At 51.7% G+C, this 25,448-nt stretch carries 22 protein-coding genes and 1 tRNA gene; 22 read left to right on the forward strand and 1 reads right to left on the reverse strand.

All coding sequences use genetic code 11. The features are described 5' to 3' along the window. Window positions 1-133: 133 nt before the first annotated feature. Window positions 134-207 (reverse strand) — tRNA-Gly (locus ET464_RS00780). Between the two features lie 372 nt (window positions 208-579). Here ET464_RS00780 and ET464_RS20080 point away from each other — a divergent pair. The 22 genes from ET464_RS20080 to ET464_RS00885 all read left to right on the forward strand — a co-directional run bounded on the left by ET464_RS20080 (window position 580) and on the right by ET464_RS00885 (window position 25,157). Then, window positions 580-1,005 carry a hypothetical protein gene (locus ET464_RS20080; protein ID WP_244226611.1) on the forward strand — a complete coding sequence of 142 codons (426 nt, stop codon included), beginning with the start codon at window positions 580-582 and terminating at the stop codon, window positions 1,003-1,005. Next, window positions 960-1,313, forward strand: coding sequence for a hypothetical protein (locus tag ET464_RS20085; protein WP_244226612.1), 354 nt, complete (start codon window positions 960-962; stop codon window positions 1,311-1,313). The genes ET464_RS20080 and ET464_RS20085 overlap by 46 nt, the downstream gene beginning before the upstream one ends. 94 nt (window positions 1,314-1,407) lie before the next feature. Then, complete coding sequence (gene tig / locus ET464_RS00790) at window positions 1,408-2,703, forward strand: trigger factor (protein ID WP_129437404.1); 1,296 nt, start codon at window positions 1,408-1,410, stop codon at window positions 2,701-2,703. Window positions 2,704-2,965: 262 nt separating this feature from the next. Beyond that, window positions 2,966-3,565 carry an ATP-dependent Clp endopeptidase proteolytic subunit ClpP gene (gene clpP, locus ET464_RS00795; protein WP_129437406.1) on the forward strand — a complete coding sequence of 200 codons (600 nt, stop codon included), beginning with the start codon at window positions 2,966-2,968 and terminating at the stop codon, window positions 3,563-3,565. Between the two features lie 6 nt (window positions 3,566-3,571). Beyond that, on the forward strand, window positions 3,572-4,834 hold the full coding sequence (gene clpX / locus ET464_RS00800) for an ATP-dependent protease ATP-binding subunit ClpX (RefSeq protein ID WP_129437408.1): 1,263 nt from the start codon (window positions 3,572-3,574) through the stop codon (window positions 4,832-4,834). 88 nt (window positions 4,835-4,922) lie between these two features. Further along, window positions 4,923-6,032, forward strand: a complete 1,110-nt coding sequence (ispG, locus tag ET464_RS00805; protein ID WP_129437410.1) for a flavodoxin-dependent (E)-4-hydroxy-3-methylbut-2-enyl-diphosphate synthase — start codon at window positions 4,923-4,925, stop codon at window positions 6,030-6,032. Window positions 6,033-6,207: 175 nt separating this feature from the next. Then, complete coding sequence (locus ET464_RS00810) at window positions 6,208-7,815, forward strand: histidine kinase N-terminal 7TM domain-containing diguanylate cyclase (RefSeq protein ID WP_129437412.1); 1,608 nt, start codon at window positions 6,208-6,210, stop codon at window positions 7,813-7,815. Window positions 7,816-7,878: 63 nt separating this feature from the next. Further along, on the forward strand, window positions 7,879-9,582 hold the full coding sequence (lonB, locus tag ET464_RS00815; protein ID WP_129437415.1) for an ATP-dependent protease LonB: 1,704 nt from the start codon (window positions 7,879-7,881) through the stop codon (window positions 9,580-9,582). 38 nt (window positions 9,583-9,620) lie between these two features. Beyond that, complete coding sequence (lon, locus tag ET464_RS00820; protein ID WP_129437417.1) at window positions 9,621-11,990, forward strand: endopeptidase La; 2,370 nt, start codon at window positions 9,621-9,623, stop codon at window positions 11,988-11,990. Beyond that, on the forward strand, window positions 11,987-12,589 hold the full coding sequence (gene yihA / locus ET464_RS00825; RefSeq protein ID WP_129437420.1) for a ribosome biogenesis GTP-binding protein YihA/YsxC: 603 nt from the start codon (window positions 11,987-11,989) through the stop codon (window positions 12,587-12,589). Before lon ends, yihA begins: the two co-directional genes overlap by 4 nt. A 181-nt stretch (window positions 12,590-12,770) precedes the next feature. Then, window positions 12,771-13,358, forward strand: a complete 588-nt coding sequence (locus tag ET464_RS00830) for a non-ribosomal peptide synthetase module (RefSeq protein ID WP_129437422.1) — start codon at window positions 12,771-12,773, stop codon at window positions 13,356-13,358. A gap of 163 nt (window positions 13,359-13,521) precedes the next feature. Further along, entirely contained in the window at window positions 13,522-14,163 is a 642-nt protein-coding gene (locus ET464_RS00835; RefSeq protein ID WP_244226613.1) for a YjgB family protein, read from the forward strand. 256 nt (window positions 14,164-14,419) lie between these two features. Beyond that, window positions 14,420-14,818 (forward strand): adenosylmethionine decarboxylase, encoded by a 399-nt coding sequence (speD, locus tag ET464_RS00840; protein ID WP_129437424.1) that lies wholly within the window; start codon window positions 14,420-14,422, stop codon window positions 14,816-14,818. A gap of 187 nt (window positions 14,819-15,005) precedes the next feature. Further along, window positions 15,006-16,385 (forward strand): glutamyl-tRNA reductase, encoded by a 1,380-nt coding sequence (gene hemA / locus ET464_RS00845; RefSeq protein WP_129443942.1) that lies wholly within the window; start codon window positions 15,006-15,008, stop codon window positions 16,383-16,385. Between the two features lie 47 nt (window positions 16,386-16,432). Then, complete coding sequence (ccsA, locus tag ET464_RS00850; RefSeq protein ID WP_129437426.1) at window positions 16,433-17,245, forward strand: cytochrome c biogenesis protein CcsA; 813 nt, start codon at window positions 16,433-16,435, stop codon at window positions 17,243-17,245. Window positions 17,246-17,266: 21 nt separating this feature from the next. After that, window positions 17,267-17,896 (forward strand): precorrin-2 dehydrogenase/sirohydrochlorin ferrochelatase family protein, encoded by a 630-nt coding sequence (locus ET464_RS00855; RefSeq protein WP_129437428.1) that lies wholly within the window; start codon window positions 17,267-17,269, stop codon window positions 17,894-17,896. A gap of 13 nt (window positions 17,897-17,909) precedes the next feature. Beyond that, window positions 17,910-18,878 (forward strand): hydroxymethylbilane synthase, encoded by a 969-nt coding sequence (hemC, locus tag ET464_RS00860; protein ID WP_129437430.1) that lies wholly within the window; start codon window positions 17,910-17,912, stop codon window positions 18,876-18,878. After that, complete coding sequence (cobA, locus tag ET464_RS00865; RefSeq protein ID WP_129437432.1) at window positions 18,868-20,430, forward strand: uroporphyrinogen-III C-methyltransferase; 1,563 nt, start codon at window positions 18,868-18,870, stop codon at window positions 20,428-20,430. Before hemC ends, cobA begins: the two co-directional genes overlap by 11 nt. Window positions 20,431-20,453: 23 nt before the next feature. Continuing rightward, complete coding sequence (hemB, locus tag ET464_RS00870) at window positions 20,454-21,455, forward strand: porphobilinogen synthase (RefSeq protein WP_129437435.1); 1,002 nt, start codon at window positions 20,454-20,456, stop codon at window positions 21,453-21,455. Continuing rightward, the gene (hemL, locus tag ET464_RS00875) at window positions 21,431-22,753 is read left to right on the forward strand and encodes a glutamate-1-semialdehyde 2,1-aminomutase (RefSeq protein WP_208543873.1); all 1,323 of its coding nucleotides are present in this window, start codon (window positions 21,431-21,433) and stop codon (window positions 22,751-22,753) included. Before hemB ends, hemL begins: the two co-directional genes overlap by 25 nt. Window positions 22,754-22,905: 152 nt before the next feature. After that, window positions 22,906-23,859 carry an RluA family pseudouridine synthase gene (locus tag ET464_RS00880; protein WP_129437439.1) on the forward strand — a complete coding sequence of 318 codons (954 nt, stop codon included), beginning with the start codon at window positions 22,906-22,908 and terminating at the stop codon, window positions 23,857-23,859. 92 nt (window positions 23,860-23,951) lie between these two features. Beyond that, window positions 23,952-25,157, forward strand: coding sequence for a LysM peptidoglycan-binding domain-containing protein (locus ET464_RS00885; protein WP_129437441.1), 1,206 nt, complete (start codon window positions 23,952-23,954; stop codon window positions 25,155-25,157). The last annotated feature ends 291 nt before the right edge of the window (window positions 25,158-25,448 follow it).

The following is a 25,448-nucleotide window of genomic DNA, read 5'->3' on the forward strand; positions in this document are numbered from 1 at the left end:
CTCCTAACAGCGGTAAAATGCGATGCTGTAAAGGATATCGGCATGGATGGGCCGGCAATGAAGATTTATTTTAAAGCGGGAAGGATAAAATAAAAAAAAAGCCTTTGCTTGTGCAAAAGCTTTTGCGGTCATGTGGAGCGGGTGAAGGGAATCGAACCCTCGCCTCAAGCTTGGGAAGCTGGCGTTCTGCCATTGAACTACACCCGCATCATTTAGAAGAAACAAAGAACTTGGGAAAATTATATAGCTTTTGATTGAGCTTGTCCAGCGCTTTTAAAGGGCACAATTCATTAAAAGCATTCAGTTTTTTCTTCTTACTATCCATGTTATAATCGAACGCAAATACTTTTCAGAACTTTTTTTGGAAAATTAAGGCGGTGTTACCATCTCGACAACCAACGACCAGCAGGATAAACGGACGGATAATGTGTATCTGTTTCCGAGCATGCTCGACCGGTATCAGATTCAGCTGACGCGCATGCTGGAATCGGAGCAATATGAAGCAGCCAAAGAGCTGCTGCGCTTTCTTTTGCAATGCCAGGGGAAGAAGAGAGGCATTATGAGGAATGGTCTAATCTTTTGTCATGGCTGGATATGGCATTTCCGGCGGATGAATACGGCGGCACGGAGCGCCAAGAGCCGGAAGAGGACGAGGCTGCATTGCGCGAACAGCTGCTGAATCCTAAAGATCAGGACCAGGATTATATCAATCAGGTTCTGTATATTATGAAGAACCATCCGATGGTCGATCAGCAGCTGCTGGCATTGGAGCGTTCCGTATACATACAAGCGCCTGAAGTGACGGACATTATTACAGAATGGCTGGAGTCGGAGCCGGTCCATCCGGTTGTGCAGTTCCATGCGCTGCAATGCCTGCGCAAGCGGGGGCTTCCGGACGGATTACACTGGAGCGCCTTGGCGAACAGGTCGAGCTCGAGCTGGAGAAGACCCCGCTATCCATGGAGGATTTTCCGGCTGCGGTCAGCCAAATTGTGGAAAGGGTAGAGTCGGTGACGGAAGCCGATGATCCGACGCTGCCGCATTTTGCAAGAGAATTATGGAAACACAGCATCCAATATTTGTACGGCACTTCTTCCTTTGAATGGATGCTGGAGGGCGATGAAGATTGGGTGGATTGCTATGCTGCCGCGCTTCACGTAACGCTTTTGTTGTCCGTTTACGGCAAAGCGGATGATGATTTTATACGGGATACATACAGCATAACGGAGCCGCTCCGGTTTCGTTATGAGCAGGCTTGCCGGACACTTCGCCAGGTAGCGGTTATGCAGCAGGCGGGAGGGCCTGATTCCTAGCCTTGAAATAGGAAGCTTGTTTGATTATAATGGAATGGTTTATGGAACGTGAATGCATACGATATATGCGTATTTTTGGAGGGGAAAGCATAAAATGAAAGCAACTTGGGAAAAAATAGACACTAACCTCGTATCGATCGATGTTGAGGTTGAAGCGGAAAAAGTAGCATCCGCTCTTGATCAAGCGTTTAAAAAAGTAGTGAAACAAGTGAACGTACCTGGTTTCCGTAAAGGTAAAGTGCCTCGTTCCTTGTTCGAATCCCGTTTTGGTGTGGAAAGCCTGTACCAAGACGCCATCGACATCATTCTGCCTGACGTATATGCGGAAGCTGTCAAAGAAACAAACATCGAGCCGGTTGACCGTCCTGAAATCGACGTGGAGCAATTTGGCAAAGGCCAAACGTTCAAATTCAAAGCTAAAGTAGTTGTTAAGCCTGAAGTGAAGCTCGGCGAATACAAAGGCCTTGAAGTTCCTGCATTGGCTTCCGAAGTAACGGAAGAAGAGCTGAACGCTGAACTGGAGCGTCTGCAACAACGCCATGCTGAACTCGTTACCGTTGAAGAAGGCGCTGCTGCGCAAGGCGACGTTGCGGTCATCGACTTTGAAGGATTCGTTGACGGCGTTGCGTTCGACGGCGGCAAAAGCGAGCGTTATTCCCTCGAGCTGGGCTCGAATTCGTTCATCCCGGGCTTTGAAGAGCAAGTGGTTGGCATGAACATCGGCGATTTCAAGGATGTTGAAGTATCGTTCCCTGAAACGTACCATGTTGCTGAACTGGCTGGCAAACCGGCTGTATTCAAAGTGAAGCTGCATGAAATCAAACGCAAAAACCTGCCTGCCCTTGACGATGAGTTCGCGAAAGACGTAAGCGAGTTCGATACGCTTGACGAATACAAACAAGACCTTTCCGAAAAGCTGAAAGCACGCAAAGAGCAAGATAACGAACAAGCCCTTGAAGCGGCTGTTATCGAAAAAGCTTCGGAAAACGCCGAAATCGAAATTCCTGAAGCGATGATCGAACGCGAAATCGACTTTATGGTGCGCGACTTCGAAAACCGCCTTCGCATGCAAGGCATGAACATGGACCTGTACTACCAGTTCTCCGGCCAAGACGAATCGGTTCTTCGCGGTCAAATGCGTGCTGACGCTGAAAAACGCGTTCGCAACAATCTGGTTCTGAACGCAATCGCTAAAGCGGAAAACATTGAAATTTCCGAAGAAGACGTAACGGCAGAGCTGGAAAAACTGGCTCCTTCGTACAGCCGTTCTGCTGAAGAGCTGCGCGAACTGTTTACTCGCAACGGCAGCATCGACAGCCTGCGTGAAGATCTGCAGTTGCGTCAAACGATCAAGTTCCTCGTTGAAAACAGCAAAACGGTTGCAGCTTAAAACTTTGCCGTAACCGTAAAATTAAATAAAAGCAAAACCTTTTGAAGATAAGGCACGTTAATAGAACGTGCCTTATTTTCACCACATATGCTGGATATCAGTAATACATATAATAAATTTCATGGCAGCAGGGCAATCTGCCGTGGTACATATCGAATAACCCCATCGTATACTGTAAAGACCGGAGAAAATGACATTGCGCCGTTCACGTGATACAATGGGAAAAGTAACTGAAGTCATAAACCGAAAAGAGGTTGGTCGCATGAATCTGGTACCGATCGTAGTTGAACAAACAAATCGCGGGGAACGTTCTTACGATATTTACTCTCGTCTGCTGAAGGATCGCATCATATTCCTAGGGAGTGCTATTGATGATGACGTGGCGAACTCCATCATTGCTCAGCTGCTGTTTTTGGCGGCCGACGATCCGGAGAAGGACATTCATCTTTACATTAACTCCCCAGGCGGTTCGGTAACGGCCGGTATGGGTATTTACGATACAATGCAGTACATTAAGCCGGATGTGTCGACGATTTGCGTAGGCATGGCGGCCAGCATGGGCTCGATTTTATTGACGGCGGGCGCGCCGGGCAAACGTTTTGCGCTCCCGAACAGCGAGGTCATGATTCACCAGCCGTTGGGCGGTGTAAGAGGCCAGGCAACGGATATTAAAATCCATGCGGATTGGATTTTAAAAACGAAGCAAAAGCTGAACCAAATTTATGTGGACCGTACCGGACAGCCTTATGAGAAAATCGACCGGGACACCGACCGCGACTTCTTCATGAGCGCCGAGGAAGCCTTGGCTTACGGATTGATTGACAAAGTAATTACTTCACCAAATGATGGATTAAAGGGGTGATCTCGGGTGGGATTCAAATTTAATGATGAAAAAGGACAATTGAAATGTTCATTTTGCGGCAAATCCCAGGATCAGGTTCGCAAACTGGTAGCCGGTCCCGGCGTATATATATGCGATGAATGCATCGAATTGTGCACGGAAATCGTAGAGGAAGAGCTTGGACACGAAGAAGAGCTCGACATGAAAGATATTCCGAAACCAAAAGACATCCGTGCGATTTTGGATTCGTACGTCATCGGCCAGGAACAAGCGAAAAAATCGCTTGCCGTTGCCGTTTACAACCATTACAAACGCGTGAATTCGCAAAGCAAAGTGGAAGACGTTGAGCTTTCGAAAAGCAATATTTTGCTCGTAGGCCCAACCGGTTCCGGTAAAACGCTGCTTGCGCAAACGATGGCCAAAATTTTGAACGTTCCGTTCGCTATTGCGGACGCGACTTCCTTGACGGAAGCCGGTTATGTCGGCGAAGATGTGGAGAACATCCTATTGAAGCTGATTCAAGCCGCTGACTATGACGTGGAAAAAGCGGAACGCGGCATTATTTATATCGACGAAATTGATAAAGTAGCCCGCAAATCGGAAAATCCTTCGATTACCCGCGATGTTTCGGGCGAAGGCGTGCAGCAGGCGCTTCTGAAAATTTTGGAAGGTACGGTTGCTTCGGTGCCTCCGCAAGGCGGAAGAAAACATCCGCATCAGGAGTTTATCCAGATCGATACGACGAACATCCTGTTCATTTGCGGCGGTGCATTTGACGGCCTGGAGCAATTGATCAAACGCCGGATCGGCAAAAAAGTGATTGGCTTCCATTCGAATGGCGAAGCGCAAAAAGATTTGAAACCGGGCGAATACTTGTCGATGGTATTGCCTGAAGACCTGCTCAAATTCGGTCTTATTCCGGAATTTGTCGGCCGTCTTCCGGTTATCTCGACACTCGAGCCGCTTGATGAAGCCGCATTGGTACGGATTTTGTCCGAACCTAAAAATGCGCTCGTGAAGCAATACCAAAAAATGCTTGAGATGGATAACGTGAAGCTCGACTTCGAACCGGCTGCTCTTGAAGCGATTGCCAAAGAAGCGATCAAGCGCAATACCGGCGCTCGCGGCTTGCGTGCCATCATTGAAGGCATTATGCTTGAAATTATGTACGAAGCCCCTTCCCGCGAAGACGTGAACAGCTGCGTCATTACGGAGCAAGTGGTGAACGAAAAAATTATGCCTGAGCTGACCTCGAAAAAAGGCGGCAAGAAAAAAGAAGAAAGCGCCTAAGCTTGTCGGCGCATTAAACGCCAATAAATTCCACCCCGGACGTCTCTGTTCGGGGTGGACTTTGGCGTTCATGGGAGAGGATCGCTTTATGTACACTCGTAAGGATACCATACCGGTTAAAGTCGGCAATTTAACGATTGGCGGCAGTGATGAGGTTATCATTCAAAGCATGTGCACGACGAAGACAGCTGATGTAGAAGCGACCGTAGCGGAAATTTTGCGCTTGGAGGAAGCAGGCTGTCAAATCGTTCGCGTTACGGTGAACAACAAGGAAGCGGCTGAAGCCATTAAAGAAATAAAAAAACGGATTCATATTCCGCTTGTTGCCGATATTCATTTTGATTACCGGCTGGCGCTTGCTGCGATCGAAAACGGGATTGACAAGGTTCGCATCAACCCGGGCAACATCGGCCGCCGCGAGAAAGTGGAAGCTGTCGTTAAAGCTTGTAAGGAGAAAGGGATTCCAATCCGGATTGGCGTTAACGCCGGTTCGCTGGAAAACCATCTGCTTGAGAAATACGGTTACCCAACGCCGGAAGCAATGGTGGAAAGCGCCTTGTTCCATATCGGCATTTTGGAGGAGCTGGATTTCCACGATATCATTGTTTCTTTGAAAGCATCGGATGTGCCGATGGCGATTGCCGCTTACAGCATGGCGGCCGAGAAAATCCGCTATCCGCTCCATCTGGGCATTACGGAAGCCGGCACGCTTCATTCCGGAACGATCAAAAGCTCGGCCGGCATCGGCGCTTTGCTTGCGATGGGCATCGGCAACACGGTTCGGATCAGCTTAAGCGCAGACCCGGTGGAAGAAGTGAAAGTAGCGCGTGAGCTGCTGAAGACGTTTGGACTTATTACGAATGCGGCAACACTGGTTTCCTGCCCGACCTGCGGACGGCTGGATATTGATTTGTTCTCCATTGCCAATGAGGTGGAGGATTACATTTCGAAAATCAAAGTGCCGATTAAAGTATCGGTGCTCGGCTGCGCCGTCAACGGTCCAGGGGAAGCGCGCGAAGCTGATATCGGGATCGCCGGTGCGCGCGGCGAAGGCATGTTGTTCCGCTACGGGCAAATGATTCGCAAAGTGCCGGAAGCAGAACTGCTGAGCGAGCTGAAAAAAGAAATCGACGAAATTGTCCGCGTGTACGAAGCAACGGGAGAAATTCCGGGGCGGAAGCAGCATGTGCACCACTAATGGACGGGACGGCGTTTGCCGGCATCGGCATTCTTTGCAATAAGCACTTATATCTGGCTGAGCTAACGGGCTCAGCCATTTTTTATGCGAAAAAAATTTAATATTCACCGCTCGCCGCTTCCTGTAAAATAGTAAATGTTTATGATTGAAGCTATGGAGGACGGCTATCTAATATATGGACTTTAATATTACGGCTTACATTACGTTAGTTGTAACATCGGGCGTATTAAGCTTGTTTCTGGGCTGTTATGCCTATGCCCAGCGCTCCGGCATTCCGAATGCCCGCTATTTTATGATGTATAGCGCTTCGTTAGTCGTATATATTTTTTCGTACGCTTTTGAACTGTCAAGCGATACGCTTGCCCAAATCAAGTTCTGGACGGTTATGGAATATATCGGGATGCCGTTTTCCGTTGTATTTGGTTTAATGATGACGCTGCAGTATCTTGGCAAAACCGTCTCGCGCAAATTGGCCGCCGGCCTGCTCACCATTCCGTGTATTACGCTGCTGATGGTGGCAACGAACGAATACCATCATTTGTTTTATAAGTCGGTGTATTTGCGGGAAGGGACCGCTACGCCGCTTGCGGATGTAGAAATTGGACAATGGTACATCGTCCATGGGGCGTATACATTTGGATGCCTGCTGGCTGGTTTTGTTCTGCTCGTAAGCAGATGGAAGCACACGAACAAAATATACCGGCGCCAGCTTGTAACCTTGATGGCCTCCCAGCTGCTGCCGATGATATCCGCTTTTGCTTATTTGATGGGCTGGACGCCAAACGGCATGGACCCCGTGCCGGTTATTTTGTGTATCACCTCCGCCCTTTATATTTGGGCGATTGTTTCCACCCGTATTTTAACGATCGTGCCTATCGCCAAAGAAAGCATCTTTGAATGGATGCATGAAGGCGTTATCGTCTTGGACTCATCTATGCGGATAGTCGATTATAACCAGTCGATGCGCAAAATGATGCCTGTACTCGGCAAGCCGGTCGTCGGCAGGGAGATGGATGACGTATGGCTCGCATGGACAGGCAAGCCGTTTCCCGACATTGCCGATATGAACAATGCGAGTGTAGAGACGGAATGGAAAACCGGTGAAGATACTTTAAGCTATATGGTACGGGTGTCTGCGCTGCGGAACAAATCCGGCTACCTTCTCGGTTATCTGGTGATGCTGATTGATATTACGGAACGAAACGAGCTTCAGAAGAAGCTGATGCAGCTGGCCTATTATGACGGGCTGACAGGCATATACAACCGGATGCAATTTTTGCAGCGCAGCAAAGAGCTGATTGAACGCGCGGAGCTGGCAGAAGCGCCCTTGGCCTTCATATTATTTGACGTTGATTATTTTAAGCGGATTAACGATACGTACGGCCATGAAACCGGCGATAATGCGTTAAAGCATGTGGTAACGGTCTGCCAACAATATTTGTCAGCCGATATGCTGTTCGCCCGTTACGGCGGAGAAGAATTTGCCATCGGCCTGCCGTTCGTCGCAGAAGAAGCGGCGGTCCGGCTTGCGGAGCAAATCCGCGCCGGGTTAAACAGCGGAATATTCACGGCTGTTACGGGGCAAGAGCTGGTCATTACATGCAGTTTTGGCATCGCGCCTTATCGATATGGAAGCTCCCTCGAAAGCGTGCTTCGCGACGCGGATTACGCCATGTATGCGTCTAAGCGGAAAGGGCGGAATGCGGTTTATACAATCGGACAAGCTTTAAAAGAGAAAGAGCTTCAAGATTCAGGGCGGATTAGCGATTATTCCCTCCTTTAAGAGGCAATACTACCAAGTACATGTTGTAAAGCTTGGTAGGTTGCTGAGAGGAGTGTTTGAATAATGAATTTAAGCATTATATTAATGCTGGTTCAAGTTTTTTTTGCTGTTGTTATCGGGCTTTATTTCTGGAATTTGATGCGGAACCAGAAGACGAACCGCTCGGCGGTTGACCGGGAGTCTCGCAAGGAGATGGACAAGCTGCGCAAGCTTCGTTCCATATCGCTGACCAAACCGCTGGCCGAAAAAACAAGGCCGCAGACGATGCAGGATATCGTTGGCCAGCGCGACGGACTGCGCGCTTTGAAGGCCGCGCTTTGCAGCGCAAATCCGCAGCATGTTATCATCTACGGCCCTCCCGGCGTCGGCAAAACAGCTGCAGCCCGGGTGGTGCTGGAGGAAGCGAAAAAAAATCCGTCTTCGCCGTTTCTATCCGATGCGAAGTTTACGGAGATTGACGCCACAACTGCACGGTTTGACGAACGGGGTATTGCCGATCCGCTCATTGGTTCGGTCCATGACCCGATTTATCAAGGGGCTGGCGCGATGGGCGTAGCCGGCATTCCGCAGCCGAAGCCCGGCGCTGTCACAAAAGCGCATGGCGGCATATTGTTTATTGATGAAATAGGCGAATTGCATCCGGTGCAAATGAATAAGCTTTTAAAAGTGCTGGAGGATCGCAAAGTATTTCTGGAAAGCGCCTATTACAATTCGGAAGATGTCAACATTCCGGTCTATATCCACGATATATTCCAGAACGGCCTGCCGGCCGACTTCCGTCTCGTTGGGGCAACAACGCGCTCGCCGCAGGATATTCCGCCGGCTATCCGCTCGCGCTGCATGGAAGTGTATTTCCGTCCGCTGCTTGCGTCCGAAATCGCCGACATTGCGGAAAACGCCGTGAAAAAAATCGGCTTCCCGCCTTGCCCGGAAGCGATTGAAGTTGTGAAGCGCTACGCCACCAACGGGCGTGAAGCGGTTAACGTCATTCAGCTTGCCGCAGGCATGGCGCTGTCGGAAAAAAGGGACACCATTACGGCCGCTGATGCCGAATGGGTTGTCAACAGCAGCCAAATTCCGCCTCGCCCGGACCGCAAAGTGCCGCAGCAGCCGCAAGTCGGATTTGTAAACGGCTTGGCGGTTTACGGGCCGAATATGGGGACGCTGCTGGAGATTGAAGTGAGCGCCATCCCGGCTGCCAAAGGAATGGGGCAATTCACCATTACCGGTGTCGTCGATGAAGAGGAGCTGGGCGGCGGCTCGCGTACGCTTCGCCGGAAGAGCATGGCGAGAGGTTCGGTTGAGAATGTGCTGACTGTACTGCGCCGCTGCGGGCTGAATCCGTACGATTATGATTTGCATATTAACTTCCCGGGCGGCACGCCGATCGACGGCCCGTCGGCAGGCATCGCGATGGCGACGGCCATTGCGTCGGCGATTAAAGGCATCCCGGTCGACAACACGATTGCGATGACCGGCGAAGTGGGCATTCACGGCAACGTGAAGCCGGTTGGCGGCGTGCTTGCCAAGGTAGAGGCCGCTTTCCAAGCGGGAGCGAAGCGGGTTATTATTCCGCGGGAAAATTGGCAGGCGCTTTTTGCCGATTTGGAAGGCATTGAAGTGATCGCCGCCGACCGGGTGGAGGAAGTGTTCGATCTGATCTTCCCGGCGGAGCTGAAGGTCGTAAGTACGGCGTCGGCACCGGTGCCGTCCGATTTGTACATTGCAACTTCCGTCCCTTATTTGCAGGCGGATTCCACAGAATGATAAAATAAGGAATACGTAAACTATTGGGGGGTGCTGGTATGGGGCCTGGAAAATCGAAAGGGCGTAAACTGCCCTTGCTTCCTCTGAGAGGGCTGCTTGTATATCCCAGCATGGTACTCCACCTTGACGTGGGCAGGGATAAGTCGGTAAAAGCATTGGAGCGGTCGATGGTTGAAGACCATCTCATCTTATTATGCTCGCAATCGGAAGTGAACATCGAGGAGCCGACCGAAGACGATATTTACCGGATCGGCACGATTGCGCGCGTCAGGCAGATGCTGAAGCTTCCGAACGGAACGATCCGCGTGCTTGTAGAAGGCGTGGTCCGTGCGGAAATTACAAGCTATTTGACCAATGACGAGTTTTATGAAGTGATGGTGAAGGAGCTTCCGGAGCCGGACAATGAAGATCCGGAAGTGGATGCGCTGATGCGGTCGGTGCTTAGCCAGTTCGAGCATTATATTTCGCTTTCGAAGAAAGTCACGCCCGAGACGCATGCTGCGGTTGCGGATATTGATGATCCCGGCCGCCTGGCTGATGTCATTACAAGCCATCTGTCGCTGAAGATAAAAGATAAGCAGGAAATTTTGGAAACGATTGATGTGCGGGAACGTCTGGAGAAGCTGCTCGACTTTTTGAACAACGAGCGGGAAGTGCTTGAGCTGGAGAGGAAAATTAACCAGCGCGTCAAAAAACAGATGGAAAAAACGCAAAAGGAATATTATTTGCGTGAGCAGATGAAGGCGATCCAGAAGGAACTGGGCGAAAAGGAAGGCAGGGCAAGCGAAGCGGAAGAGCTCCGCAGCCAGCTGGCGGAGTCGGGCGCGCCCGAAGCTGTACAAGAGAAGGTTGAGAAAGAGATCGACAGGCTGGAGAAGATGCCGTCCACCTCGGCGGAGGGCGGCGTCATCCGTACCTATATCGACTGGCTGCTATCTCTTCCGTGGAGCAAGCAGACCGAAGACGACCTCAGCTTAAGCAAAGCGGAGGAAATATTGAACGACGACCACTTTGGGCTCGATAAACCTAAAGAGCGCGTTCTGGAATATTTGGCGGTGCAGCAGCTGGTCAAAGCGATGAAAGGGCCGATCCTATGCCTCGTTGGGCCTCCGGGCGTCGGCAAAACCTCGCTTGCCCGATCAATCGCCAAGTCGCTTAACCGCAAATTTGTGCGGATATCGCTTGGCGGTGTGCGGGATGAAGCGGAAATCCGCGGACACCGCCGCACTTATGTCGGCGCAATGCCGGGCAGAATTATACAAGGTATGAAGACAGCCGGTTCATCCAATCCGGTTTTTTTGCTGGACGAGATTGATAAAATGGCCAGTGATTATCGGGGCGATCCGGCTTCGGCACTGCTGGAAGTGCTGGATCCGGAGCAAAACGCCACATTCAGCGATCATTACATTGAAGCGCCTTTCGATTTATCGAAAGTTATGTTTGTGACGACGGCAAACGCGATGCACAATATTCCGGGGCCACTCCTTGACCGGATGGAAGTTTTATATATTCCGGGCTATACGGAGCTGGAAAAGCTGCAAATCGCCAAACGGTATTTGCTGCCGAAGCAAAAACGCCAGCATGGGCTGGAGGATGAACAGCTGGTGTTGGATGACGACGCGTTGCTGAAGCTGATTCGTGAATATACGCGTGAAGCGGGCGTGCGCAATTTGGAGCAGCAAATCGCTTCGCTTTGCCGCAAAGCAGCCAAAACTATTGTCAGCGCGGCTGAAGAAGAACAGCCCGCAGCAGTAACTGTGGATACCAAGCGGCTGACGGAATGGCTGGGGCCTTCCAAGTTCCGATTTGGCCTTGCTGAGCAGTCCGATCAGATTGGCGCCGTTACCGGCCTTGCCTGGACGGAGGTTGGCGGCGATACGCTTGTAATTGAAGTGACCGTCATGCCGGGCAGCGGCAAGCTGACGTTAACGGGCAAGCTCGGAGACGTGATGAAGGAGTCCGCGCAAGCGGCCTTCAGCTATACGCGCTCGAAAGCGGAGGAGCTGGGGATCGACCCGCAATTTCATGAGAAAAACGATATTCACATTCATATTCCGGAAGGCGCGATTCCAAAGGACGGCCCTTCCGCCGGCATTACGATGGCAACCGCTCTTATATCAGCCTTGACGGGTCGTTATGTATCCAAGGAAGTAGCCATGACCGGCGAAATTACGCTTCGCGGCAGAGTGCTTCCGATCGGAGGGCTGAAAGAAAAATCGCTTGCCGCCCACCGTGCCGGTATTCGAAAAATATTGCTCCCGAAAGATAACGAACGGGATTTGAACGAAATTCCGGACAGCATCCGCAGTGACATGACATTTGTGCCTGTATCCCATATGGATGAGGTATTGCAGCATGCGCTGGTCGAACAGCAGTCCGTACAGAAAGCAGGAACACCGATTTTATGAAAATTACTCAAGCCGAATTTATGATTAGCGCCGTCAGACCGGATCAGTATCCTGTAGACGCCTTGCCGGAGATTGCTCTGGCAGGGCGTTCTAATGTCGGCAAATCTTCATTGATCAACAAACTGATGATGCGCAAAAATTTAGCCCGGACAAGCTCGCAGCCCGGTAAAACGCAGCAGCTCAATTATTACCGGGTGAACGATATGATTTATCTCGTTGACTTTCCCGGTTACGGTTACGCCAAAGTATCCAAAAAGCAGCGCGAGCAGTTTGGCCAAATGATCGAAACGTATTTGCGCACAAGAGAGCCGTTAAAGCTCCAGCTGCTTGTTATTGATGTGCGCCATGCGCCTTCCACAGATGACAAGCTGATGTACGACTGGCTGAAGCATTTTGGCATCCCGACCTGCATCGTATGCACGAAGGCCGATAAGGTGCCCCGCAGCAAATGGGAAAAGCATATCAAGCTGATTAAAACAGAGCTGGGCGCAGAACCGTCAGATCCGGTTGTACTTTTCTCCTCGGAAACCGGAGGCGGCCGCGAAGAGCTGTGGAATATTATCATGGAAGCTATTGCGCAGGAAGAAGAAACCGTGTGAACGTTTTGTTAAAAGCTGAGGATTTTAGGAAATAGCTGGACTTCGTTCGCAATTTCTCCGGAATTTTAAGGAAAATGAGAAAATATCGCGGCCGGCGTGCAAGAATAAACGGAACTGATCCCGTATAATATAGGTAAGCATGAAGACCATAAGGGCAGCATAAAGAATTGAGGAGATTTTTATGGCTAAGCGGCTGGCCACAGAGTATGTAAACGCCAAACTGCAGTTAACTCGCGATGAGTTGACGAGGCTTATCCGGTTCTTCGAACAGCAGCAGCTTTCGCTGCAGGCCAAAGTTTTCGACAACGGGAATCAGGAACTGGTGCTCGAAGATGCAGGGAGGGAAGAGGTGAAGCTGATCTTTGAACGTCAGCAGGACCTTTACGTATGCGAGCTCAATTGCCGCCTTATTCATCCTAAATTAACCAACGCCATGCGCAAAGCGGTTTCCGCTTTCCATGGAGATGCAGTCGTGAATCGTATTTATGCTAATTTTAAGATGGTGTACCGGTATATTGACGGTTTGATTTATCAAATTATTGAACAGACGCCGGATGGCCAAAAAATTGTATTCCAGTACCGGGACTCCGTCGGACAGCTGGAGCGTTTGTATCGCAGCCGTGTCATTGAGCAGGAGATCGGAATGGTCAAAGGCGCAATTAATGAACTTCTCGATTTGCGGAATCAATCGGATAACCCGGCTGAAATTAAGGGTATCGACAACCGTTTGAATGATTTGACTCATCAGTTGTTTATTCTTGAAGCTTAACCGTATATAGGAGACTTGCATGCTGCGTATACAGCGAGCGAGTGTTGCAGTAAGAGCCGCCTGAGAAGCGGCTCTTTTTTTTGCGTTTTGTCATGATTGGGCCAATGGACGGAAACATTAATGGCATTCCGAACGTCAATGGTTACAAAGGAGAGTGACTACCATGAACAAAACTCAAATCCGCTGCTCCCTTGCATGCTTCATTGTGGCAGCTGCAATTACAATGGGAGGCTGCGCGAACAATAACGGCAGCTCAAACGGCAGCAATGTTTCCGAATCGCCGCCTGCTTCAGCAACGGTTTCTCCCGGCAACAATCCGTCTTCGGACGCAACGGCAACGCCGCCCGCACAGGAGACTTCCAAGCCGGACGAGAGTAAAGCGCTGCTGGAGACGATTGAGGCGGCTGCCAAGGAGGGCAAGGTGCCCGGCTGTAATTATGCAGCCCATATAGCGCTATACGATGATATTGAAAAAGAGTGGGGCAAAGCGGATAAAAACGATACAGCCGGAAAAGGCATTTACGCGGTTTATGAAAATAAAGGGATTACGTTTGGCTACAATAAAGGCATGCTTGTATTTGATGTCCGTTCCTACGCTCCGGAGCTTAAGCTGCTGACGCTTAAGCAAATTGAAGGAGCGCTTGGCCAAGCGGATGAAAAAACAACCAGCGGCGATGATCAGATCTACACGTATAACGTAAATAAGCAATATCAGCTGAAATTTGCGATTCCGGAATCTACCGGCAAAGTGGATCATATTTCCGTCTACAGCCCCGAAGATGCGAAAAATTTAATGGCGGGTTAACGGACCAAATGATGCGGAACAACATACGTTAATACGGGAAAAAATTAATATTCCGGGGCGTTAAAAAACAGTTGCTTTTGCACCGGATAGATGTTATTTTTAATCTCGTTGAACGAAATGGTTAGCCATAATAGGAACCAGGATTCACTCAGGACATGGTTATGTTGCGAGAGAGTATTCCCTCGGGAAGTGAATGACGTAGGTCCTAGCGGATGAAATTTTTAAACATTTTATTCCTAGGAAGGGGGACCGAAAGATGGAGTATTCAACTTTCGGACGACACGTTGCGGTTGATGCTTGGGGAGTCGATTTTGATCTGCTGAACAACGCTGAGTTGCTGCAGGCTTATATGGTTGAAGCTGCAGAAAACTGCGGGGCTACCGTACTTTCGGTGCAATCGAAGCAATTTGAACCTCAGGGAGCAACGGTGCTTGTACTGCTTTCGGAAAGCCATCTCTCCATTCATACGTATCCTGAGAGAGGGTTTGCCGCGCTTGACTGCTATACTTGCGGTGAATCGGTGGATCCGCAGCTTGCTATTGATTGCATGCTGTCCGTATTGAAGCCTAAAACAACGTATGCCAAAAAGCTTGTTCGCGGTATGGGCGAGCTTCAGCTTGAAGAACCACACATCATGCAAACCAAGTTTGTTTAATGGACATAAATGTTGAAATAACCATGGACGAAAGTCCATGGTTATTTCTTTTCTTAAATAGGGAATAATGGATACAGGTTTTTCAAATATTATTCATAAATGAACGGCTTATGAATGTCGAACTATGCTATACTTAACGTTGAAATTAGACAACATCAGGAAGTTTGGAAAGGCAGGTGACATGCGCATGCACATTATGGTCGTAGGACTTAATTATCGAACGGCTCCAGTAGAAGTGAGGGAACGCTTTACGTTCTCGGAACAGGATTTGCCGGAAGCGCTTCGGCAGCTTAAGCAATCGACAGGCGTTATGGAATGTGTCATTGTTGCAACCTGCAATCGTACGGAATTGTATGTAGTCGTGGACAGGCATCATATGTGCGGGCATTACATTCGCAGCTTTATGGAGTCATGGTTTCATTTGCCGCGGCAGCAGTTTACCAATCATTTATACATGTATGAAGACCATGACGCTATCAAACATCTGTTCCGCGTAGCAAGCGGACTGGATTCCATGGTTATTGGCGAAACGCAAATTCTCGGACAAGTCAAAGATGCATTCCAGCTTGCCCAGCAGCATAAAATGACGGGCACGCTGTTTAATATGCTTTTTAAACAAGCGGTAACGGTTGCGAAACGCGCACATACGGAAACGGCGATTGGCGAATTGGCCGTATCGGTCAGCTATGCGGCTGTGGAGCTTGGCAAACGGATTTTTGGAGCGTTCCATAAAAAAACCGTTATGCTGCTTGGCGCCGGAGAAACAAGCGAGCTGACAGCCAAACATCTGGTTGCTAACGGCGCAACCAATGTTATTGTCGGCAACCGCACGTATGAACGGGCAGCAACGCTTGCCCAGCAGCTGAACGGGCAGGCATTTGGCCTGAATGAAGCGGGCAGCCGGTTAAGCGATGTCGATATTATTATCAGCTCCACCGGAGCGTCCGGTTATGTATTAACAAAGGACGAGGTAGCTGCAGCGATGCAGCGGCGCAAATCCAAGCCGCTTTATTTGATTGATATTGCAGTTCCGCGGGATTTGGATCCTGCGATTGCAGAAGTAGACAACGTGTTCCTGTATGATATAGACGATCTGGAGGGCATCGTGGAGACGAACCTGGAGCTTCGGCGCAAGGAGGCGGCCAAAATCGAAACGATGATCAAAAAAGAGATGGATGCTTTTGATTCGTGGTATAAAACGCTTGGCGTCGTGCCGCTTATCCGCGCACTTCAGACAAAAGCGGAGGAAATTCACGAGGAAACACTGCACAGCTTGACGAATAAGCTGCCTGATCTCGGCGAGCACGAGCTGAAAGTGATCCGTAAGCTGACGAAAAGCATCGTCAATCAAATGATGCAAGATCCGATTCTTCGAATTAAAGAGATGGCCGGCGAGAAACGCTCGGATGAAGCGATGGATATGTTTGTTAAGCTGTTTGCGCTGGAGGACCGCCTGGAAGCGGACAAGCAGGCTGAACGGCAGGCGAAATCCGAAAAAGAAGCTGCTGACAAAAAGAAAATGGCACAAAACCAAGCAGCAATAACGTTTGCGGCTATGACACCTTAACGCTTAAGCAGAATTTCGCTTTAGGGCCGTAATGTGGAGGCGCACATATGGGAACGGCTAATTGGTTATATGACGCGATACTTTATATTTATGCCCTGAGCTTACTGTTTTACTTCTCCGATTTTATGGATGCCAATCGGAGAGCGAAACGGGTAGGTACAGGGCTGTTAATTTTTGTATGGGTTTTACAGACGGTATATGTATTAATTCGTATTTTCCATCATTTGGATTTAAGCGCCATATCGACCTTTGAATACTGGTTAGGTTTTTCATGGCTGCTGATTACCATTTCTGTTGTCATGAACCGCTTTTTTAATATTGAGTTTCTCGTTTTTTTTGTTAATGTCATTGGCTTTGCGGTGTTGGCTCTGAATTTGTACAGCGGCAGCCGGAACGGCGTTTCCATTGAAGCTTGGGAAACGACGCGCAACCTGCTGTACGTGCATATCAGCCTGATCTTATGCGCATACGCGGCTTTAACGCTTGGCGTATTGTTCGCTGCGATGTACCTGTTCCTGCACAAGCAGTTGAAAGGCAAAAACTGGACAAAACATATGCGCAGGCTGCCCAGCCTGGAGATGATTAAACGTTATTCGGACCGGGCCGTCATGATCGGCGTACCGCTGCTTGCGATGTCCCTGTCAGTAGGCGCAACTTCGATTATTGTGGAGAACAGGCTGGAGCTTCTGCTGGACTGGAAAGTTATTTTCGCATTTCTTGCTTTTATCAGCTATATTGTTTATGTCGTACAAAGATCACTCGGAAGAAAGCCGGCTTTAAAGCTGGCGCAGCTTCAAATTTTTTCGTTTATTTTGCTGGTATCCGGCTTTTTTGTAAACGGGTTGTCATCATTCCATTAACGGGCACAGGGAGCGGGCGGGTTGAGCAATTATTATCCAATGATGGTTCGGTTAAACGGGAAAAAATGCATCGTCGTCGGAGGCGGTAAAGTGGCCGAGCGTAAACTGGCCGGCTTGCTGGAGGCAGGAGCCGACAATGTTGCCGTCATCAGTCCGGTTATTACGCCAAAGCTGGAAGAGCTGGCTGCAGCCAGCTTGATCCGCTGGGACAAGCGGCCGTATAACGGCTTGGATGCCGGCGTATTCCTCGTTATTGCCGCAACGGATGACCGTGAGGTGAATAAGCGGGTTGCAGCGGATGCCGAGCGGCTTGAAGCGCTTGTTAATGTTGCGGATGCGCCGGAAGAAGGGCGTTTCATAACGCCTGCGGTGGTCCGCAGAGGTTCGCTTCTGCTGGCGGTTACAGCCGGCGGGGCAAGCCCTTCGCTTACGGTCCGCATTAAGCGGGAGCTGGAGGCACGATACGGGCCGGACTATGCCGCGTATACCGAGAAGCTGGCTCGTCTGCGCTTGCTTGTTCAGCAGACCGTAGCAGACGAAATGGATAAGAAAGATATTTTGCAGCGGGCCGCACTGGAAATGCCGCCTTTTGCTGTTGAAGAGAATGCAGACGAGTGGCTTGCAAGGCTGACAAGGAAAACAGAGGGATGAGAGGGTGGCGGAAATGGCAACAACCGGGAAAAGAACAATTGTGGTTGGGACAAGACAAAGCGCGCTTGCGCTCACGCAAACCGGGCAGGTTATTGACCAGCTGAAGGCGATTTGCGAGTCGCATGGGCTTGATTATACATTCGAAATACATAAAATCGTAACCAAAGGCGACCAGATCATTGACGTAACGTTATCGAAGGTTGGCGGCAAAGGTTTGTTTGTGAAGGAAATTGAACAAGCGCTGCTCGACGGGACAATTGATCTTGCCGTACACAGCATGAAAGATATGCCGTATGAGCTTCCCGGCGGATTAATTAACGGAGCGGTTCCGAAGCGGGTGGACCCGAGGGACTGCCTCGTATCCAAAGATGGACAGGACTTGGCGGGTTTGCCGCCGGGCGCGAAAGTGGGAACAAGCAGTTTGCGCCGCGCTGCGCAAATTAAAGCATATCGCCCCGATCTTACGCTTGAATCGGTGCGCGGCAATATCGACTCGCGTATCCGCAAGCTGGAGACGGAAGGATTTGATGCCATTATTTTGGCAACAGCCGGTTTGAAACGAATGGACTGGGATAACCGGATTACCGCTTATATTCCAGAAGATGTCTGCATTCCGGCTGTCGGGCAAGGCGCGCTGGGCATCGAATGCCGGGAGGCTGATGCGGAAGTGCGGGAGCTGCTGGCGCTTCTTAATGATGAAGATACCGCTTATGCCGTTGAAGCAGAGAGAAGTTTCCTCGGTGCGCTGAACGGCGGCTGCCAGGTGCCGCTTGGCGCGCATGCTGTCCTTAAGCAAGCGCAGGACGGCACACGAACGCTTGAGCTTTCCGGCATGGTCGGAACGCCGGACGGCTCCACGCTGCTGAAAGAAATTCAGCAGGGCAGCGATCCGGTCGAGCTTGGCCGAAGCGTAGCCGCCGCGCTCCGCGCTCGCGGAGCGGACGATATTCTGAAGCAATACGGGGGCGCACATGGAGCATAAAGGAACGGTATATTTGGTTGGCGCAGGACCGGGAGATCCGAAGCTGATTACCGTTCGCGGCTTGGAAGTGCTCCGCAAAAGCGACGTTGTTGTATATGACCGGCTGGCAAGCCCAAGGCTGCTTCAGCATTTGAAGCCGGGAACGGAAAAAATATATGTCGGCAAGCTGCCGGACAGGCATACGATGAAGCAGGAGCAAATCAATCAGCTGCTTGTCGATTTGGCTTTGCAGGGGAAAACGGTAACCCGGCTTAAAGGCGGCGACCCGACGATTTTTGGCCGGGTCGGCGAAGAGGCGGAACTGCTGCAAGAGCACGGAATAACATTTGAGATTGTGCCGGGCATTACTTCGGCTATCGCTGTGCCGGCGTATGCCGGCATCCCGGTGACGCACCGCGATCTTGCATCGTCGCTGTCGATCATTACAGGCCACGAAAGCCCGGAAAAGCTGGACCGTTCCATTCATTGGGACAAGGTGACGAACGCTACCGGAACGCTTGTTTTTCTGATGGGCGTCTCCAAAGTCGGCTATATCGCCGAGCAGCTGATCCGGCACGGCAAGCCGCCTGAGACGCCGGTAGCCCTGATCCGCTGGGGAACAAGGCCGGAGCAGGAGACCATTACCGGAACGCTTGCGACGATAGAACGAATCGTTAAAGAAGCGGGCTTTCAGCCGCCGGCCGTTATCGTGGTCGGGGAGGTTGTGCTTCAGCGCGACAAGCTGCAATGGGTGGAGCGCAAGCCGCTGTTTGGCATGCGCGTGCTCATTACACGCGCCCGGTCGCAGGCTAGCGAGCTGGCCGCCCTCATCGAAGAGCTGGGCGGCGAGCCGTGCGAATTTCCTGTCATTGAAACCAGAATGACAGAAGGCGGGCATGCGGCAGAAGCTATCGGCGGCGCGCTTCAGCAAGCCGAACAATATCACTGGCTGCTGTTTACGAGCGTAAACGGCGTCGAATACTTTTTTGAATGGCTGAAGCGTCTGGGCGTTGATATTCGACGTTTCCATGCGGCCCGTATTGCCGCTGTCGGCCCCAAGACGGCGCAAGCGCTGGAAGCGAAAGGGCTGCTGCCTGTCAGCCTGCCCGGTCAATTCCAGGCGGAAGGCTTGCTGGAGCGGCTGAAAGGCGAAATCGCCCCCGGCCAAAAGGTGCTTTTGCCGAGAGGCAATCTGGCGCGCGACCTGCTTCCGAAAGAGCTGGAAGCCGGCGGTATTGCTGCGGTTCCGATTGATGTATACGAAACCGTGCTTGCGGAAAACCAAGACGAATATGCGCTTGAGGCGCTTCGCGAGCGCGAAATCCATATGATTACGTTTACCAGCTCCTCCACGGTAAACAACCTGCTCGAGCTGCTGAAGCGGAGCGGAATAGACCAGCCGGCGAAGCTGCTGGAAGCCGTGCCTGTCGCTTCGATTGGCCCGCAAACGACTAAGGCGGCTGAAGCAGCGGGGCTTGAAGTTGCAATTGAGCCGGACACGGCGACCATCGAGGCATTGGTCGCCGCTATTGTGCAATACAGGCTGACGGAACGCAGCCGCATGAATGAATGACAAGACTGGGAGGCATGACAACGATGACATTTCCAATTGAAAGGCATCGCCGTTTACGCAGAACGGCTGCATTGCGCAGCATGGTTAGAGAGACAATCCTTCATCCTGATGAATTTATTTATCCGATATTCGTAACGTTTGGCACCAATGTCAAAACCGAAATTGCTTCGATGCCGGGCGTATTCCAATATTCGCTTGACCGGCTGGAAGAGGAAATTAAAGATGTCATCGACGCCGGTATCCGCAGCGTCCTGCTGTTTGGCATTCCGGAGCATAAAGATGCAGTCGGCACTTCCGCGTTCGAATCGGAAGGGATTGTTCAACAGGCGACAAGGGCTATTAAAAAAATGGCACCCGACATGCTTGTTGTGGCGGACACCTGCTTATGCGAATTTACAGATCACGGCCATTGCGGCTTGATCCATCACGACCCTGTCACCGGCGTTGCCGACGTAGACAATGACAGCTCGCTTGAGGTGTTGGTCCGCACGGCCATTTCGCAAGCGGAAGCGGGAGCGGATATTATCGCCCCTTCCAACATGATGGACGGATTTGTGGCCGCGATCCGCGCCGGTCTTGATGAAGCAGGTTATTCGCATATTCCGATCATGTCGTATTCGGTCAAATATGCATCCGCATTTTACGGCCCGTTCCGCGAGGCTGCGCAATCCGCGCCGCAGTTCGGCGACCGCAAAACGTATCAGATGGATCCGGCCAACGTGCGGGAAGCGCTGCGCGAAGCGGACTCCGATGTGACCGAAGGCGCCGACATGCTGATGGTGAAACCGGCACTCGCGTATATGGACGTCATTAAAACGCTGAAAGACAATTTCGACCTGCCTGTTGTTGCTTATAACGTCAGCGGCGAATATTCGATGGTGAAAGCGGCGGCAGCCAGCGGCTGGATTGACGAACGCAAAATCGTTATGGAATCGCTGCTTGGCATGAAACGCGCCGGCGCAGACATCATTATTACGTATCATGCGAAAGATGCGGCAAGATGGCTGAAGGAGGAAACGAAGTGAGCGAGCATACAAGCACCAGAGTGAATACACGTTCGGTTGAAGCTTTTGCCAGAGCGAAGCAGGTAATGCCGGGCGGCGTCAACAGCCCCGTGCGCGCGTTCAAATCGGTAGGGCTGAATCCGGTCTATATGGAGCGCGGAGAAGGCAGCCGCATTTACGATATCGACGGCAACAGCTATATCGACTACATTGCCTCCTGGGGGCCGCTTATTATGGGCCATGCCCATCCGGAAGTGGTCGAAGCGATCAAGCGTACAGCCGAGAAAGGCACCAGCTTTGGCGCGCCGACCGAACTGGAGACGTTAATGGCGGAAACGGTATGCGAACGCGTGCCTTCCGTTGATATCGTCCGCATGGTCAATTCGGGTACGGAAGCTACGATGAGCGCCCTTCGCCTGGCGAGAGGTTATACGAAACGCAACCGTATTCTGAAGTTCGAAGGCTCGTATCACGGCCATGCCGACAGCCTGCTGATCAAAGCCGGTTCGGGTGTCGCTACGCTTGGCCTGCCGGACAGCCCGGGCGTACCGGAGCATGTGGCAGCCCAGACGATTGCGGTGCCGTATAACGATCTGGAATCGGTGAAGCTGGCGTTTGAGCGATACGGCGAAGAAATCGCCTGCATTATTGTGGAGCCAATCGCCGGCAACATGGGTGTGGTGCCGCCGCTTCCGGGCTTCCTGCAAGGGCTGCGCGACATTACCCGCCAATATGGCAGCCTGCTTATTTTTGACGAGGTCATGACCGGCTTCCGCGTCGGCTACAGTTGCGCGCAAGGGCTGTTCGGCATTGAACCCGATTTGACCTGCTTCGGCAAAGTCATCGGCGGCGGTTTGCCGGTAGGGGCTTATGGCGGCAAACGCGAAATTATGGAAATGATTGCGCCAAGCGGCCCGATTTATCAGGCGGGTACGCTTTCGGGCAACCCGCTGGCAATGGCTGCAGGCTACACGACATTAAAGCTGTTGACGCCGGAAACGTACAATCTGCTGGAAAACCGCGCTTCCCGCCTGCAGCTTGGCTTCGAGGCCAATGCGCGCAAGCATGGCGTTCCTGTGACCATTAACCGCGTCGGCTCGATGGTATGTCCGTTCTTTACCGATACGCTGGTCGTTAACTTCGATACGGCGAAAACCTCCAATCTGGAACGGTTCAAATCGTATTTCGCCCATATGCTTGATCTTGGCGTAAGCGTAGCGCCTTCGCAGTTCGAAGGAATGTTTGTATCGGCGGTGCACTCGAATGAAGACATCGACGCTACGATTGCAGCACATGATGCGGCGCTCAGCCGCTTGTAATAACGGAAGTCTGTAACACAGCATTAAAGCCCAATACGGATAACGGCCGGATCGAAAAAACGGTTTCGATTCGGCTTTTTTGCAAATAGAAGCCGGTTTCGCAAACCAAAGCTTCTATTCCTCCGGAACGAACAAAGGAGAGATTGTAAACGATGAATCGTAACACCTATATTCGCAAAGGGGAATGGATGGAGCTGGATACAACAGCCGTTGCCGCAGAAACGGGAGCGGCTCCGCTTGAAACCGGGGCTCATCCGCACCATGTCCGGCAATGGCTGCAGTCGCTGTCCTTTTTTCCGGACAAATGGCTGGGCCGCTTATTTTCCGTAGGAGGCATCCGCTGGCAGGGCGATGCGCTGCAGCTGCTTGCCTTCCCGGCGGCGGATACAGACAAAGATGCCGTATACCGGAAAGCGGCTGCGCCAACCGTTATGGCTGCGCCCCCGGTATTGTTTGAAGATGATTTTTGCCTCGTTCTCCACAAGCCTGCAGGCATGCCCGTTCATGAATCGCACCCGGGGCATACAGGCACGCTGGACGAAGCGGCGGCAAGGCATGCGCTGGCGGAAGGCGACCCGCTGCCGCTGCGCCATATTCACCGGCTGGATGAAGATACGTCAGGGCCGGTGTTATATGCCAAAAACGAACTGGCCCAGCTGCTGCTGGACGAGGCAATGCGCGACAAGCGGATTGACCGGCATTATTTGGCGGTTGTCCGCGGCAGGCCGACCAGACGGCAGGGAACCGTAGACGAGCCGATCGGCAAGGACCGCCATCATTCCTCCAGAAGAATCGTAACCTCTTCCGGGGACCGGGCCGTTACGCATTACGAGCTGTTGGAGCGCTGGGGGACCGCCTCTTTGCTGCGTTTGCAGCTGGAAACGGGCAGAACGCATCAAATCCGCGTCCATATGAGCTTTAACGGCAATCCGCTGCTTGGCGACCAGCTGTACGGCGGAGATACAAGGCTGATCCGCCATCAGGCGCTTCACGGCGAATCGCTTGCTTTTCCGCATCCGTGGACCCGGGAGGTTATTCGAGTAGAAGCAGCTCCTCCCCGCTGGTTATCCGAATTGAAAGAGAAGCTGGCCGGTACGGCAAAATGATAGTCATGCACCTCTCCTTCCTGCCATATAGATAGATAGTGAATGTAACGTATAGCCCAAGCATTCAGTAGGAGGAAGGGAGGAAAAGCAGCGTGGCGGAACAAACAAACGGATTGCGTTTTGATGTATATGAGCGCGTTCACTTACCGGATGATGTAGCTGCTATTGATGAGCTGGAGGAAATTGAGCTGGTTCCTCGCATCCAGGTGGTTGAGCAGGGTGACCATGCCTTATTAAAAGGCCAATTGCTGCTTAGCGGGGTTTATCGCAGCAAGTCGGAGCTGGCGGCGTCGCAGACGCTGGAACATTGGATTCCCGTTGAAATTTCCTTGCCGATGAACCGGGTATCCAGGCTGGAGGACATATCGGTCGAGATTGATAATTTCGACGTCGACTTATTGTCGTCGCGTACCATTAATGTCACGGGGGTCCTTTCCTTGCGCGGCATATTGGTGGAATCATTGCCGGAAGCGGCAGAGCCGTGGCGCGAAGAGTCCTTTACTGTTGTTCACCGCCGGGAGCGGGAAGAAGCGCAGTCGTATCCTTATGGAGGGTACGCCCAGGAATGGGCGGAAGAACAGCAGCGGCAGCCGCAACCACAGCAGGAAGCGCCGCAGGCTGGATTTTCGTCTCATTTTGGCATACCGGATGAAGCTGCCGCTATAAGGGAACAATCGGAAGCGGAGTTCCAGCCGGAGCCTCGCGCGGAACAGCCGCTAGGTGGTCAAGCCGATGCCGGCTGGTCCGCTTCGCCGTGGCTGCCGGCTGATGCGCAAGCGGAGGAGCGCCAGCCCGAGGCAGCTGCAGAAGCGGCTGAGGCGGGGGCGCTGCCATACGAGGAGCCGCAGCCGGAAGCATGGACGGAGACGTCGCCTGTTGCTCAAGCGCTGGAAGCGGCGCAGCCGGAGCCGGAAAAGCAGGAGCCGCGCGTCGCATTTGGCGCGAAGCAGGAGCAGCCCGCCAAAGCCGATGCTTCCGGAGTCGGCTTGCTGACGCTGCTGCAAACGAGCCGGAGAGAGCAGGCGGCAAGGCAAGCGGCCGAAGAAGAGCTAACTGCGAAAAGAGAGCAAAAGCGCAATGAATTGTACGTCGATGAAATCGAATGGGGCAACTTGTTCCTCGGCAAGCAGGCGAGCAGCCAAAACGAGTTCCGCAAAATACGTGTGTGCATCGTTCAAAAGGAAGAAACGCTCGAATCGATTGCGTTTCGCTACAATTTGAACCCCAGAGAAATTTTGCTGCACAACCGGCTAAGCGACAGCTCTGTGTCGGAAGGACAAGTGCTTTATATTCCGTAATGAACGGCCAGCGCTTGCGCATGCATCCTATCTTGAAACAGCACTCCTAAGCTTGTCCGCCCCGGATTCGTCGGCGGCAGGCATAGGAGTGCTTTTTGCTTCTGTCCGGCTGCAGCGAACAGCCGGCAGGCGGCGCCGCGAGGGAAGCGGTTGCCTGCCGGCTCCTTCTGGCCCGATTAGGCGGCCGATATGTCAAAAGTTTAGAGGTATAAAGTTGACTAGAGCAGGCAATAACGATATGATAAGAAATATATGTTTTCATTGAATGAAATGACGATGAAGGGGAAGTGT

The organism is Paenibacillus protaetiae, from assembly GCF_004135365.1.
Classification (GTDB): Bacteria; Bacillota; Bacilli; order Paenibacillales; family Paenibacillaceae; genus Paenibacillus_AP; species Paenibacillus_AP protaetiae.

What these genes read in the sequence shown, in the direction of transcription:
- ET464_RS20085 (WP_244226612.1), top strand. Translation starts at nt 960, where the DNA reads ATGGAGGATTTTCCGGCTGCGGTCAGCCAAATTGTGGAAAGGGTAGAG.
- tig (WP_129437404.1), top strand. Translation starts at nt 1,408, where the DNA reads ATGAAAGCAACTTGGGAAAAAATAGACACTAACCTCGTATCGATCGAT.
- clpP (WP_129437406.1), top strand. Translation starts at nt 2,966, where the DNA reads ATGAATCTGGTACCGATCGTAGTTGAACAAACAAATCGCGGGGAACGT.
- ispG (WP_129437410.1), top strand. Translation starts at nt 4,923, where the DNA reads ATGTACACTCGTAAGGATACCATACCGGTTAAAGTCGGCAATTTAACG.
- ET464_RS00810 (WP_129437412.1), top strand. Translation starts at nt 6,208, where the DNA reads ATGGACTTTAATATTACGGCTTACATTACGTTAGTTGTAACATCGGGC.
- lonB (WP_129437415.1), top strand. Translation starts at nt 7,879, where the DNA reads ATGAATTTAAGCATTATATTAATGCTGGTTCAAGTTTTTTTTGCTGTT.
- lon (WP_129437417.1), top strand. Translation starts at nt 9,621, where the DNA reads ATGGGGCCTGGAAAATCGAAAGGGCGTAAACTGCCCTTGCTTCCTCTG.
- yihA (WP_129437420.1), top strand. Translation starts at nt 11,987, where the DNA reads ATGAAAATTACTCAAGCCGAATTTATGATTAGCGCCGTCAGACCGGAT.
- ET464_RS00830 (WP_129437422.1), top strand. Translation starts at nt 12,771, where the DNA reads ATGGCTAAGCGGCTGGCCACAGAGTATGTAAACGCCAAACTGCAGTTA.
- ET464_RS00835 (WP_244226613.1), top strand. Translation starts at nt 13,522, where the DNA reads ATGAACAAAACTCAAATCCGCTGCTCCCTTGCATGCTTCATTGTGGCA.
- speD (WP_129437424.1), top strand. Translation starts at nt 14,420, where the DNA reads ATGGAGTATTCAACTTTCGGACGACACGTTGCGGTTGATGCTTGGGGA.
- hemA (WP_129443942.1), top strand. Translation starts at nt 15,006, where the DNA reads ATGCACATTATGGTCGTAGGACTTAATTATCGAACGGCTCCAGTAGAA.
- ccsA (WP_129437426.1), top strand. Translation starts at nt 16,433, where the DNA reads ATGGGAACGGCTAATTGGTTATATGACGCGATACTTTATATTTATGCC.
- hemC (WP_129437430.1), top strand. Translation starts at nt 17,910, where the DNA reads ATGGCAACAACCGGGAAAAGAACAATTGTGGTTGGGACAAGACAAAGC.
- cobA (WP_129437432.1), top strand. Translation starts at nt 18,868, where the DNA reads ATGGAGCATAAAGGAACGGTATATTTGGTTGGCGCAGGACCGGGAGAT.
- hemB (WP_129437435.1), top strand. Translation starts at nt 20,454, where the DNA reads ATGACATTTCCAATTGAAAGGCATCGCCGTTTACGCAGAACGGCTGCA.
- hemL (WP_208543873.1), top strand. Translation starts at nt 21,431, where the DNA reads ATGGCTGAAGGAGGAAACGAAGTGAGCGAGCATACAAGCACCAGAGTG.
- ET464_RS00880 (WP_129437439.1), top strand. Translation starts at nt 22,906, where the DNA reads ATGAATCGTAACACCTATATTCGCAAAGGGGAATGGATGGAGCTGGAT.